Here is a 13,453-nt window from a genome sequence, read left to right as displayed (position 1 = left end):
ATGGCCCTGTATCTGAGCGAAGCCGACGTCCAGTCGGTGCTGACCATGCCCATGGCCCTGGAGGCCGTGGAAACCGCCCACCGCGAACTGTCCCGGGAGGGCGCCCTGGCCGCCCAGGACACGCCCCGGGCCCGCACCCGCCTGCCCCAGACAGCCCTGCACCTGCTGCACGGCGGCCTGCCCGGGCTGGGCATCCTGGGCTACAAGGCCTATACCAGCAACCGCAGCGGCAACCGCTTCAACGTCTTCCTCTTCGACGCCGCCAGCGGTGTGCTGCAGGCCGTGGTGGCCGCCGATTACCTGGGCATGATGCGCACCGGCGCCGCCTCGGGCACCGCCGCCAAATGGCTGGCGCGGCCCGATTCCGAAGTGGCCGGCGTCTTCGGCAGCGGCTGGCAGGCCCGGGGCCATGTTGAAGCCATCTGCACCGCCCTGCCGCTGCGCCGGGTCAAGGTTTATGGGCGCAAGCGGGACAAGCTGGAAGCCTTCTGTGCCGAGATGGGCCAGCGCCTGCCCGGGGTCGAGATCGTCCCTGCCGCCGATGCGGAAGCGACGGTGCGCGGCTCCGATGTGATCGGCACCATCACCACGGCCGCCGCCCCCCTGTTCGATGCCGACTGGCTGGTGCCGGGCGTGCACATCAATGCCGCTGGTTCCAATGCCCTGATCCGCCAGGAACTGTCCGAAGCCGCCGTGCGCCGTTGCGACCTGGTGGCGGTGGATACGGTGGATACGGCCCTGAAGGAGGCCGGCGACCTGGTGCCCCTGCTGGAGAAGGGCCGCCTTTCCGCCCGTCAGCTGGTGGAACTGGGGGATGTCATCGTCGGCCGCCGTGCCGGGCGCAGTTCGCCCGAGCAGATCACCCTGTTCGAATCCCAGGGATTGGCGGTGCAGGATCTGGTGCTGGCCTCCCTGGTGCTGGCCCAGGCCCGGGCCCGGGGGCTGGGCCTGGAACTGCCGTTCGGCGGCTGAAAACGCCCGTTTGTTTCTCGCCCGCCGGGGAGCGTGAATTATGGCGCGCCCGGCGCCGGCTTTCTCGGCGAGAATCCCATTTGACTGAGTTAAGGCGGCACTGTAAGAATGCAGAATACGCCGCTGAATAATAGGGTTGCGGCACGAGGGAGTCGGAGGGAGCCAGCATTGGGCCGTTCCGGCAGGCCATAGAAGAAGACAACTAATCAATTTGGCATTGGAGGCCCTGCGCCATGCGCAAAGCCGGATTCTGGAAGACCGACTGGTTCCTCGGCCTGGCCCTGTCCCTGGCCATGCTGGCCGCCGCCAATGGGGAGTTGATCCAGAGCCTGGAGCGCAAGGCCTACGACATGGGCGTGGCCGCCTCCAGCCGGACCCCGTCCGAGCGGGTGGCGGTGATCGCCATCGACGACCAGAGCATCGCCAACATCGGCCGCTGGCCCTGGTCCCGGGACGTCCATGCCCGCCTCACCGACCTCCTGGTGGGGGCCAAGGCCAAGGTCATCGGCAACACGGTGCTGTTCTCCGAGCCCCAGATCGATCCGGGCTACGCCTACATCACCCGGCTGCTGGAACTCTCCCGCCAGGGCGCCATGCCGGCGGAGGCCGCCGGCATCCTGCAGGAGGCCGAGGCCGCCCTCAACACGGACCGCCGCCTGGCCCAGAGCTACGGCGCCACCGACACGGTGCTGCTGCCCATGCTGTTCCAGCTGGGCGATCCCCTGGGGCGGCCGGACCAGCCCCTGCCGGAGTTCGTCAGCCGCAACCAGCTGACCCGGGTCAATGCCGGCAGCGGCTTTGCCCTGCCCACCAACGCGGTGCAGCTGCCGGTGCCGGGCATCGGCGAGAAGGCCGCCGCCATCGGCCATCTCAACGCCTCCGTGGACGTGGACGGCGGCATCCGCAGCGAACCCCTGGTGCTCAGCTACTACGACCAGTTCTATCCCTCCCTGTCCCTGCTGATCGCCGCCCGCAGCCTCAATCTCGGGCCCGCCGACATCCAGGCGACCCTGGGGGAGTCGGTGCGCCTGGGCAAGCTGCGCATCCCGACCGACCCGGCCAGCCGCATGCTGACCTTCTTCTACAAGGACCGGGAGGGCAAGCCCGCCTTTGCGGTGGATTCCTTCTACGACGTGCTGTCCGGCAAGATTCCCGCCGCCAAGTACCAGGACAAGATCGTCCTCATCGGCGCCACCGCCGCCGGGGTCGGCGCCAGCCAGGTGACGCCCGTATCCCCGGCCATGGCACCGGTGCTGACCCTGGCCCACTCCGTCTCCAGCATCCTGCAGGAACACTTCTTCGTCATCCCGGCCTGGGGCCTGGGGGCCGAACTGGCCGCCTACCTGCTGGTGGCCCTGTACCTGATCCTCTTGCTGCCCCGGCTTTCCGCCGGCGTCGGCGCCGGCCTCACCGCCCTGCTGCTGGCGGCCCTGCTCGGCCTGCATTTCGGCCTGATGCTGGGGGCCGGCCTGTGGCTGCAGCTGATGGGCGCCGCCACCCTGCTGCTGCTGGGCCATCTCCTGCTCACCACCAAGCGCTTCCTGGTGACGGAGCGGGGCAAGGAGAAATCCGACCAGGAGTCGGCCGAGTCCAACCGCATGCTGGGCCTGGCCTTCCAGGGCCAGGGCCAGCTCGACATGGCCTTCGACAAGCTGCGCAAGTGCCCCCTGGACGACCAGTTGATGGAGAACCTCTACAACCTGGCCCTGGACTTCGAACGCAAGCGCCAGTTCAACAAGGCCGAGGCCGTGTTCCGCTACATGTCCGGCTACAACCCCAAGTTCCGGGACCTGGAAATGCGCCTGTCCCGGGCCAAGGCCATGTCGGAAACCATCATGCTCGGCGGCGCCGGCGCCCGCAGCAGCGGGGGCACCCAGATTCTCACCGGCGGCGAGGTGGAAAAGCCCATGCTGGGCCGCTATCAGGTGGAAAAGCCCATGCTGGGCCGCTATCAGGTGGAAAAGGAGCTGGGCAAGGGCGCCATGGGCGTGGTCTACCAGGGGCGCGACCCCAAGATCAACCGGGTGGTGGCCATCAAGACCATGGCCCTGGCCCAGGAGTTCGAGGAAGACGAGCTGGCCGACGTCAAGGAGCGCTTTTTCCGCGAGGCGGAAACCGCCGGCCGCCTCAACCATCCCAACATCGTCACCATTTTCGATGCCGGCGAAGAGCACGACCTGGCCTATATCGCCATGGAGTTCCTCAAGGGCAAGGACCTGGTGCCCTTCACCAAGGCCGACCACCTGCTGCCGCCCGAGCGGGTGGCCGACATCGTCGCCCGGGTGGCCGAGGCCCTGGACTACGCTCACCGCAACAACGTGGTGCACCGGGACATCAAGCCGGCCAACATCATGTACGAGCCCGAGTCGGATCAGGTCAAGGTGACCGACTTCGGCATTGCCCGCATCACCGATTCGTCCCGCACCCGTACCGGCATGGTTCTCGGCACCCCGTCCTACATGTCGCCGGAGCAGCTGGCGGGGAAGAAGATCGACGGCCGCTCCGACCTGTTTTCCCTGGGCGTGACCCTGTACCAGTTGTGCTGCGGCCAGCTGCCGTTCCATGGCGAATCCATGGCCCAGCTGATGTTCAAGATCGCCAACGAGGCCAGCCCCGACGTGCGCCTGGCCAATCCGGCCGTGCCCGCGGCCCTGGCGGAAATCATCAACAAGGCCCTGGTCAAGGACGCGGAGCAGCGTTACCAGACCGGGGCGGAAATGGCGCGCGACCTGCGTGCGGCCTGCGCCCCCGGCGCCGGCGGCGTGGACGTGACGCTCTGAGGGGGAGGAAAACTGCGTGCATAAGAGTCTGAGCGAGGCCCTGGAAATCGCCGTCAAGACCGATCCGGGCATGGTTCGGGGCCACAACGAGGATGCGGTCTTCGCCAATCCCCATCTGGGCCTGGCCATCCTGGCCGACGGCATGGGCGGCTACAACGCCGGCGAGGTGGCCAGCGGCATGGCCACCACCCTGCTCTCGGGCGAGATCGAGGAAGGCCTGATCCTGAAAGGCGCCTGGGAGGTGGAGCCCGACGGCGAGCCCTACGCCAACGCCCTGCTGCGGGAGCGTATCGCCACCGCCAATTCGGCCATCTACCACGCCGCCCAGAGCCAGCCCCAGTACGCGGGCATGGGCACGACCCTGGTGCTGGCCCTGTTCGCCGACAACGTGGTGACCGTCGCCCACATCGGCGACTCCCGCCTCTACCGCCTGCGCGGCGAGGAATTCGTGCGGGTCACCCGGGACCATTCCCTGCTGCAGGAGCAGCTCGACAGCGGCATGCTGACGCCGGAACAGGCCCGGCTGTCCATGAACAAGAACCTGGTGACCCGGGCCCTCGGCGTGGACCCGGAGGTGGAGCCGGAGATCCGCTCCTACCCGGTACTGCCGGGCGACATCTTCCTGCTCTGTTCCGACGGTCTCAACGACATGGTGGAGGACGAGGAAATCGGCCTCACCCTGCAGACCCTTTCCGCCAACCTGGAGCTGGCCGCCACCCAGCTGATCCAGATGGCCAACGACAACGGCGGCCGCGACAACGTGTCCGTGATCCTGGTCAAGGTCCTGCGCGACTTCGCCGCCCCCCGCGGCTGGTGGTCCCGCTTCCTGGCCTGGTTGAAATGATTTTTCGCTAAGGAATTGCACTATGGCAAAGCTGATTCTCTCCATGGACGGACTGGTCCTGAAGGAAATCCCGCTCACCAAGGAGCGGATGACCATCGGCCGCAAGCCCCACAACGATATCCAGATCGACAATCTGGCCATCAGCGGGGAACACGCGGCCCTGGTGACCATCCTCAACGATTCCTTTCTCGAGGACCTGAACAGCACCAACGGCACCCTGGTGAACGGCCAGCCCATCAAGAAGCACTTCCTGCAGAACGGCGACGTGGTGGAACTGGGCAAGTACAAGCTCAAGTTCATCAGCGACCTGCCCGCCGCCCGTGAGGGGGAGACCGACTTCGAGAAGACCATGGTGCTGCGCCCCGGCAGCATCCAGCCCCAGGAGGCGCCCGCCGCCTCTGCCGTGGGCGAGACCACCCACGCCAATTTCGGCGACGTGCGCATTCCGTCGCCGCCGCCGGCTGCCCCTGCCGCCGCCGCGGCGCCCCTGCTAGGGGTGGTGCAGATCCTCAACGGCGCCAATGCGGGCAAGGAACTGGAACTGGTGAAGACCCTCACCACCCTGGGCAAGCCCGGCGTGCAGGTGGCCGTTATCACCCGGCGCCCCCATGGTTATTTCATCACCCATGTGGAAGGCGGCCAGTTCCCGGTGGTCAACGGCAAGACCCTGGACGCCCAGGCCCATCCCCTGGCGGACCACGATGTGGTCGAAATCGCCGGGGTGAAGATGGAATTCTTCCTGAAGAACTGAGGGGCGCGGACGCAGCGGCGCCGCACGGCCAGCCGGGGGCAAATTGAAAAAGAACCTTGTCAGAATCGCCCTCGGCCTGGCGCTGGTGCTGCTCACCCTGGGGCATTCCATCCGCCTCTACCAGCATCCCCTGCTGTCCCACCTGGATGCCATCACCTACGACGCCCGCCTGCGCCTGACCCAGCCCGGCGGCCAGGACAGCCGGGTGGTGGTGGTCGATATCGACGAGAAGAGCCTGGCCGAAGTGGGGCGCTGGCCCTGGAGCCGGGACAAGGTGAGCCGGCTGGTGCGGCAGCTGACGGACCACTACGGCGTGCAGCTGGTCGGCTTCGACGTGGTCTTTGCCGAACCCGATGAAAGCTCCGGCCTGCGGGTCCTGGAGCGCATGGGCGCCACCAGCCTGAAGGGCGACGCAGCTTTCCTTGCCTCCCTCTCCTCCCTGCGCGGCAGCCTGGATTACGACGGCCAGTTCGCCGCCACCCTCAAGGGGCGGCCGGTGGTGCTGGGCTTCTACATGTCCAACGGCATTCCCCAGGGGGCGCTGCCACCGGCGGTGCTGCCGGCCGGCACCTTCCAGGGGCGCAACATCCTGTTCACCTCCTGGCGCGGCTACGGCGGCAACCTGCCGGCCTTCCAGGCGGCGGCCCCGGCCGGCGGCCACTTCAATCCCCTGGTGGATTTCGACGGCATTTCCCGCCGGGTGCCCATGCTGGTGGAGCACGGCGGCCAGTACTACGAATCCCTCTCCCTGGCCATGGTGCGCCTGCTGCTGGGCAATGTGCCGGTGCGGCCGGGCTACGCCGAAGGGGGCAGCGGTTCCGGCTATGCCGGCCTGGAATGGCTGGACCTGCCGACCCTCCGGGGGGCGCTGCGCATTCCCGTGGACGAGAACGTGGCCACCCTGGTGCCCTACCGGGGCGGCCAGGGCAGCTTCGTCTACCTGTCGGCGGCGGACGTGCTGCAGGGGCGGGTGGCGCCGGCCAGCCTGCAGGGGAAGGTGGTGCTGGTGGGCACCACCGCGCCCGGCCTCATGGACTTGCGGGCGACCCCGGTGGGCGAGGCCTATCCGGGGGTGGAAATCCACGCCAACCTGATTGCCGGCATGCTCGACGGCAGCCTCAAGCACAAGCCGCCCTACGCCCTGGGTTTCGACGTGGTCCAGGTGCTGCTGGTGGGCCTGCTGCTGTCCCTGCTGCTGCCGTCCCTGTCGCCATCCCGGGCCACCCTGCTCACCGGGGCGGTGCTGGCCGGGGTGGTGGGCCTCAACCTCGCTTTGTGGCAGTCCGGCCTGGCCCTGCCGGTGGCCGGCGTGCTGCTCCTGATCCTGGCCCTCTACGCCATGAACATGTCCTGGGGCTACTTCGTCGAATCCCACAGCAAGCGCCAGCTGACCCAGCTCTTCGGCCAGTACGTGCCGCCGGAGCTGGTGGACGAAATGGCCCGGGACCCGGAGCGCTACAGCATGGAAGGCCGCAACGCCGAGCTGACCGTGCTGTTCTCCGACATCCGCGGCTTCACCAGCATCTCGGAAGGCCTGGACCCCAAGGACCTGGCCCATCTGATCAACGAATACCTGGGCGCCATGACCACGGTGATCCGGCACCACCGGGGCACCCTGGACAAATACATCGGCGATGCCATCATGGCCTTCTGGGGGGCGCCGGTGGCCGACCCCGACCATGCCCGTCACGCCCTGCTGGCGGCCTTGGAGATGCAGGTGGAGCTGCGCCGTCTCGACGCCCCCTTCGCCGCCCGGGGCTGGCCGGCCCTGCAGATCGGCATCGGCATCAATACCGGCCTCATGACCGTCGGCGACATGGGCTCGCCCCTGCGCCAGGCCTACACGGTGATGGGCGATGCGGTGAACCTGGGCTCCCGCCTGGAGGGCCTGACCAAGCAGTACGGCGTCGGCATCATTGTCGGCGAGGCCACTCGGGCGGCGGTGCGGGACGGTGTCTTCCGCGAGCTTGACCGGGTCCGGGTGAAGGGCAAGGATGAGCCGGTGGCCATTTACGAACCCCTGGGCCTGGCGGGCAGCGTGCCCCAGGCCGTGCTGGATGAACTGAAACTGTGGCAGCAGGCCCTGCGCTGTTATCGTGCCCAGGAATGGGACCAGGCCGAGCTGCAGCTGATGAACCTGGTGCGCCTCAACGGCGACTGCCGGCTCTATCAGCTTTACGGCGAGCGCGTTGCCCATCTGCGGCAGCAAGCTCCGGGCGACGGCTGGGACGGCGTCACCACTTTCGAAACCAAGTAGCGGCCGGAAAATCATGAAAATCAGGATTCTCGGTTGTAGCGGCGGCATCGGCGGCCGGCATTTGCGGACCACCTCCATGCTGGTGGATCACGATGTGCTGGTGGATGCGGGAACCGGCGTGGCGGACCTTTCCCTGGCGGAGCTGGGGGCGATCGACCACATCTTCCTCACCCATTCCCATCTCGACCACATCGCCTCCCTACCCCTGCTGATCGACACCGTCATGGACATGCGCATCGGCCGGCCGGTGACGGTGCACGCCAGCGAGGCCACCCTTGCCATCCTGCGCCAGCATGTCTTCAACTGGCTGGTATGGCCCGACTTCAGCGAAATCCCGAGCCGGGAAGCCCCCTGCCTGCAGTTCCAGGCCATGGAGCTGGGGCAGCGGGTAGATCTGGGCTGCGGCCGCAGCATCACCGCCCTGCCGGCGGAACACACGGTGCCGGCAGTGGGCTATCTGCTGGATTCGGGCAGCAACAGCCTGGCCTTCAGCGGCGACACCACCAGCAACGACAGCTTCTGGCCCCGGGTGAACGAGGTTGCCAACCTGCGCTACCTCATCATCGAGACGGCCTTCTCCAACAAGGAGCGGGCCCTGGCCATCGCCTCCAAGCACCTCTGTCCAAGCCTGCTGGCGGAGGAACTGGCCAAGCTGGCGCGACCGGCCGAGGTTTTCATCACCCACCTGAAGCCCGGCCAGATCGAGCAGACCATGCAGGAGATCGAGGAAGGCGTGGCCGGCTTCAAGCCTCGCATGCTGCAGAACAACCAGGTCTTCGAACTGTGAGCGCGTCATGGCCAAGGTGAGCGTGGAAGCCCTGGCGCGCCTTTCGCCCCTGGGCAATCTGTCGGGAGAGCGGCTGGCTGAACTGGCCGCCTACTGCCGCCTGGAAAGCCTGACCCCGGGCCAGGCGCTGCCGCGCCAGCGCCTGGAGGCCGGGCTTTCCCTCTACCTGCTGCAGGGCGAACTGCGGCTGTCGTTTGCCGACGGCAGCAGCGCCGTGCTGCAGGCCGGCAGCGAGGCGGCTGCCTGGCCCCTGGGCCTGCAGGAGCCCCGGCCCCAGGCGCTGCTGGCGGTGGGGAACGTTGAACTGCTGGGCGTTGATGGGCAGTTGCTGGACATCCTGCTTACCTGGGAACAGCTGGCGGCCAACGCCGGCGTGCAGAAAGCCCCGGCCGTCGCCCCTGCCGCCCCGGAGGAGACCACCGACTGGCGGCAGATGTCCGGCGCCTTCAATGTCCAGGTGCTCACCGCCAGCGCCCTGGGCCAGCTGCCGCCGGCCCACATCGATGTCCTGCTGCAACGCTTCCGCCGCCTGCGGGTGCCGGCCGGAGAAGTACTGATCCGGGAAGGGGACGTGGGTGATGCCTACTACCTGATCGAGTCCGGCAGCTGCGAGGTGACCCGCCGCCTCGGCAACAAGGAGGTCGTCCTGGCCCAATTGGGGGCCGGCCAGGCTTTCGGCGAGGAGGCCCTGGTGGCCAATGCCCGGCGCAACGCCAGCGTCACCATGAAGAGCAAGGGCGTCCTGCTGAAGCTGGGCAAGGAGGATTTCGATGCTTTGTTGCGGGCGCCCCTGCTCAAGGGGCTGTCCCGCGACGAGGCCCAGGATCGGGTGGCCCGGGGCGCCGTCTGGGTGGATGTGCGCTATCCGGCGGAGTTCCGTTTCGACGGCCTGCCCGGGGCCATCAACCTGCCGGTGAACGAGGTGCGCGGCGCCTTCGGCAGCCTCGATCCGAACCGGGAATACGTGGTCTATTGTCAAAGCGGACGCCGCAGCTCGGCCGTCGCCTTTCTCCTGACGCAGCAGGGCTATCAGGCCTGGTGGCTGGAAGGCGGGCTCTGGGGCCCCCTGGCCGAAACGAAGGAACAATAATGAACGCAGCACATCCCACCCCCGACAGCAGCGCCCAGGGCGACGTCAATAGCCGCCTGCTCTTTTTCAAGAACCTGCAGGCGGTCACCAACAAGATCCACGCCACCAGCAATATTGACGAGATCATGCTGGAGCTGTCCCAGGACATCTGCAATCTCTTCAATGCAGACCGGCTGACCATCTACACCGTCAGCGAAGACCGTAGCAGCATCGTCTCCAAGGTGAAGACCGGCCTCAATTCCTTCAAGGACCTGAAGCTGCCCATCACCGAGCAGAGCGTGGCCGGCTACGTGGCCATGACCCAGAAAATGGCCAATATCCGGGACGTCTACGACGACGTGGAGCTGAAGGCCTATTCCCCCAAGATGAACTTCCTGCAGGAGGTGGACAAGCGCACCGGCTATCGCACCAAGCAGATGCTGGTGGCGCCCATCAGCGACGGGGAGGGGGCTTTGCTGGGGGTGGTGCAGATCATCAATAACCGGGACGATGTGCCCTTTGCCGCCGTGGCGGAGGAGGGCGTCCAGGGCCTGGCCCAGACCCTGGCCATCGCCTTCGCCCAGCGGCAGAAGGCGGTGCCGGGGGTGCGCTCCAAGTACGACGGCCTGGTCAGCGATGCCGTCATCTCCGCCGCCGAACTGGACCTGGCCCAGCGCTCGGCCCGGCGCAAGGGGCTCGATCTGGAGGAGGTCCTGGTCAAGGAATTCCAGGTCAAGCCGGCGGCCATCGGCCAGGCACTGGCCAAGTACTTCGGCGACCCCTACGAGCCCTACCGCAGCGAGCGGGTCAAGCCCATCGACCTGCTGCGCAACCTCAAGCGCGACTATCTCGAATCCCAGCAATGGGTGCCGGTGGAGGAAACCCGGGAAGGCGTGGTGGTGGTGGCGACGGACCCGGAGCGGGTGCGCAACTCCCGGGTGGTGAACAACATCTTCCCCAAGAGCAAGGTGGTCTACCGGGTCACCACTAACCGGGAATTCCTCCAGGTGCTGGACCATTTCTTCGGTGCCCTGGCGGACGTGGCCTCGGTGGGCGACCTGCTCTCCGACCTGGGGGATGGTGACGACGAGGCAGGCGACGTTGTCGGCGACGACGTTTCTGCCGCCGCCGAGAACGAGCTGGTCAAGCTGGTGAACAAGATCATCATCGAGGCTTCCCAGCAAGGGGCTTCCGACATCCACATCGAACCCCGGCCGGGCAAGGAAAAGACCCTGATCCGCTTCCGCAAGGACGGCTCCCTGGTGCCCTACATCGAGATTCCCGCCTCCTACCGCAATGCCCTCATTGCCCGCCTGAAAATCATGTGCGATCTGGATATCTCGGAGAAGCGCAAGCCCCAGGACGGCAAGATCAAGTTCAAGAAATACGGCCCCCTGGATATCGAGCTGCGGGTGGCCACCATCCCCACCGCCGGCGGCATGGAAGACGTGGTGATGCGCATCCTGGCCGCCGGCGAGCCCATTCCCCTGGACAGCCTGGGCCTGACGCCCCACAACCACGAGACCCTGAAGAGCATCATCAGCAAGCCCTACGGCCTCTTCTTCGTCTGCGGCCCCACCGGCTCGGGCAAGACCACCACCCTGCATTCCATCCTGGGCCACATCAATACGCCGGACACCAAGATCTGGACTGCGGAAGACCCGGTGGAAATCACCCAGAAGGGCCTGCGCCAGGTGCAGATCAACAAGAAGGCCGGCCTGGATTTCGCCACGGTCATGCGCTCCTTCCTGCGGGCCGATCCGGATGTGATCATGGTGGGCGAAATGCGGGATGCGGAAACCACCGGCATCGGCATCGAGGCCTCCCTCACCGGCCACCTGGTGTTCGCCACCCTGCATACCAACAGCGCCCCCGAATCGGTGATCCGCCTGCTGGACATGGGCATGGACCCCTTCAATTTCGCCGACGCCCTGCTCGGCATCCTGGCTCAGCGCCTGGCCAAGCGCCTGTGCAAGGAGTGCAAGGAGGCCTACCAGCCCTCGCCGGAGGACATGAAGCGGCTGCTGACCGAGTACTGCGAGGAGCTGACCAACACCGACAGCTGGAAGAAGGACCCCAAAGGCTCCTATGAAGCCGTTTACCGGGACTGGAACAGCCGCTACGCCAAGGATGGCCAGTTCACCCTGTATCGTCCCAAGGGCTGCCCCGCCTGCAACGACACCGGCTACAAGGGCCGGGTCGGCCTGCACGAGCTGATGGCCGGGACCGACGGCGTCAAGAAACTGATCCAGGAACATGCCCGGGTGGCCGAGCTGGTGGCCTGCGCCCTCAACGACGGCATGCGCACCCTGAAGATGGACGGCATCGACAAGGTGCTGCAGGGCATTACCGACATGAAGCAGGTACACGCGGTCTGCATCAAATAGGAGGTAGGGCATGGATACCCTGGACGATCTTTTCCGGCGCCTGGAGCAACTCAACGAGATCGGGGCGGCCCTCTCCCACGAGCGCAACCTGGACCGCCTGCTGGAGCGCATCCTGCTGGCGGCCAAGCAGATCACCCACGCGGACGGCGGCACCCTCTACCGCATGACCGAGGACGGGCGCCACCTGCGCTTCGAGATTGTCCGCACCGACTCCCTGGCCATCGCCTTTGGCGGCAGCAGCGGCCAGCCCCTCTCCTCCAAGTTCCCCGACCTGCCGCTGCATACCGAAAGCGGCGAGCCCAACAATTCCATGGTGGCCGCCTACAGCGCCCTCAACCTGCAGACGGTCAACATCGCCGACGCCTACACGGCGGAGGGCTTCGACTTCTCCGGCACCCGGGCCTTCGACGCCCGCACCGGCTACCGCTCCCAGTCCTTTCTCACGGTGCCCATGAAGAACCACGAGAACGAGGTCATCGGCGTCTTGCAGCTGATCAACGCCCAGGATCCCGTCAGCGGTGAAGTGCGGGCCTTCTCCTATGCGGACCAGCGCCTGGCCGAATCCCTGGCCTCCCAGGCGGCCATCGCCCTGACCAACCGGCAGCTCATTTCCCAGCTGGAAGAACTGTTCGAGTCCTTCATCCAGCTCATCAACACCGCCATCGACGAAAAATCCCCCTACACCGGCGGCCACTGCCAGCGGGTGCCGGAGCTGACCATGATGCTGGCCGAGGCGGTGAATGCCACCACGGAAGGTCCCCTGGCCGACTTCAGCATGTCCGACAAGGACCGCTACGAGCTGAAAATGGCCGGTCTGCTGCACGATTGCGGCAAGGTGACGACGCCGGTGCACGTGGTGGACAAGGCGACCAAGCTGCAGACCATCTTCGATCGCATCCATCTGCTGGATACCCGTTTCGAGGTGATCCGGCGCGATGCCCAGATCCGCATGTGGCAGGCCATTGCCGGCGGCCGAGGGGAAAGCCAGGCGCGCCAGGAACTGGAGGCGAGTCTGGCCCAGATGGAGGAAGACCAGCGCTTCCTGCAGCGCTGCAATGTGGGCGGCGAAGCCATGCAGCCGGAAGACCAGGAGCGGGTGCGGCAGATCGCCCGCCGCTACCGCTGGCAGGATGCGCAGGGCAAGGAAAACGATTTCCTCAGCGCGGACGAAGTGGAAAACCTGACCATCCGGGCCGGCACCCTGACCGAGGCCGAGCGGGAGATCATCAACCACCACATCGTCGCCACCATCCGCATGCTGGAATCCCTGCCCTGGCCCAAGCACCTGAAGAACGTGCCGGAATACGCCGGCGGCCACCATGAGCGCATGGACGGCAAGGGCTATCCCCGGGGCCTGACCCGGGAGCAGATGAGCGTCCAGGCCCGGATCATGGGCATCGCCGACATCTTCGAAGCCCTCACCGCCCGGGACCGGCCGTACAAGGAAGGCATGAAGCTGTCCCAGGCCCTCTCCATCATGCGGAAATTCCGCGACAACGGACATGTGGACGGGGATTTGCTCGACGTTTTCCTGAAGCAGCGGGTGTTTCTGCGCTATGCCGAGCGTTTTATGGACAAGAGCCAGCTTGACGTCGCCTAGTCAGAA

9 protein-coding genes are annotated in these 13,453 nt (G+C 66.5%); all 9 read left to right on the top strand.

Annotated features, from left to right (window positions below; translation table 11 throughout):
* Positions 1-972, top strand: a complete 972-nt coding sequence (locus OEL49_RS07585; RefSeq protein ID WP_287874357.1) for an ornithine cyclodeaminase family protein — start codon at positions 1-3, stop codon at positions 970-972.
* A 233-nt stretch (positions 973-1,205) separates the two neighbouring features.
* Positions 1,206-3,752: a CHASE2 domain-containing serine/threonine-protein kinase gene (locus tag OEL49_RS07580; RefSeq protein WP_287874356.1), complete on the top strand. Its 2,547-nt coding sequence runs from the start codon at positions 1,206-1,208 to the stop codon at positions 3,750-3,752.
* Positions 3,753-3,768: 16 nt separating this feature from the next.
* Positions 3,769-4,596, top strand: coding sequence for a Stp1/IreP family PP2C-type Ser/Thr phosphatase (locus OEL49_RS07575; RefSeq protein WP_014236546.1), 828 nt, complete (start codon positions 3,769-3,771; stop codon positions 4,594-4,596).
* A gap of 22 nt (positions 4,597-4,618) precedes the next feature.
* On the top strand, positions 4,619-5,347 hold the full coding sequence (locus OEL49_RS07570; protein ID WP_152090577.1) for an FHA domain-containing protein: 729 nt from the start codon (positions 4,619-4,621) through the stop codon (positions 5,345-5,347).
* Positions 5,348-5,390: 43 nt separating this feature from the next.
* Positions 5,391-7,604, top strand: a complete 2,214-nt coding sequence (locus OEL49_RS07565; RefSeq protein ID WP_287874355.1) for a CHASE2 domain-containing protein — start codon at positions 5,391-5,393, stop codon at positions 7,602-7,604.
* Between the two features lie 13 nt (positions 7,605-7,617).
* Entirely contained in the window at positions 7,618-8,391 is a 774-nt protein-coding gene (locus OEL49_RS07560) for an MBL fold metallo-hydrolase (RefSeq protein ID WP_014236549.1), read from the top strand.
* 7 nt (positions 8,392-8,398) lie between these two features.
* The gene (locus OEL49_RS07555; RefSeq protein ID WP_014236550.1) at positions 8,399-9,481 is read left to right on the top strand and encodes a cyclic nucleotide-binding domain-containing protein; all 1,083 of its coding nucleotides are present in this window, start codon (positions 8,399-8,401) and stop codon (positions 9,479-9,481) included.
* Positions 9,481-11,847: a GspE/PulE family protein gene (locus OEL49_RS07550; RefSeq protein ID WP_287874354.1), complete on the top strand. Its 2,367-nt coding sequence runs from the start codon at positions 9,481-9,483 to the stop codon at positions 11,845-11,847. Before OEL49_RS07555 ends, OEL49_RS07550 begins: the two co-directional genes overlap by 1 nt.
* Before the next feature lie 10 nt (positions 11,848-11,857).
* The gene (locus tag OEL49_RS07545) at positions 11,858-13,447 is read left to right on the top strand and encodes an HD family phosphohydrolase (RefSeq protein ID WP_287874353.1); all 1,590 of its coding nucleotides are present in this window, start codon (positions 11,858-11,860) and stop codon (positions 13,445-13,447) included.
* Positions 13,448-13,453: the final 6 nt, after the last annotated feature.

Origin of the sequence: Azospira sp. (assembly GCF_030247495.1) — a bacterium.
Taxonomy (GTDB): Bacteria; Pseudomonadota; Gammaproteobacteria; order Burkholderiales; family Rhodocyclaceae; genus Azospira; species Azospira oryzae.
This window is presented reverse-complemented; position numbering and strand designations above follow the sequence as displayed.

Bases quoted from the DNA above. Each gene is read 5' to 3' on its own strand.
- OEL49_RS07585 (WP_287874357.1), top strand. From the start codon at position 1: ATGGCCCTGTATCTGAGCGAAGCCGACGTCCAGTCGGTGCTGACCATG.
- OEL49_RS07580 (WP_287874356.1), top strand. From the start codon at position 1,206: ATGCGCAAAGCCGGATTCTGGAAGACCGACTGGTTCCTCGGCCTGGCC.
- OEL49_RS07570 (WP_152090577.1), top strand. From the start codon at position 4,619: ATGGCAAAGCTGATTCTCTCCATGGACGGACTGGTCCTGAAGGAAATC.
- OEL49_RS07560 (WP_014236549.1), top strand. From the start codon at position 7,618: ATGAAAATCAGGATTCTCGGTTGTAGCGGCGGCATCGGCGGCCGGCAT.
- OEL49_RS07555 (WP_014236550.1), top strand. From the start codon at position 8,399: ATGGCCAAGGTGAGCGTGGAAGCCCTGGCGCGCCTTTCGCCCCTGGGC.
- OEL49_RS07550 (WP_287874354.1), top strand. From the start codon at position 9,481: ATGAACGCAGCACATCCCACCCCCGACAGCAGCGCCCAGGGCGACGTC.
- OEL49_RS07545 (WP_287874353.1), top strand. From the start codon at position 11,858: ATGGATACCCTGGACGATCTTTTCCGGCGCCTGGAGCAACTCAACGAG.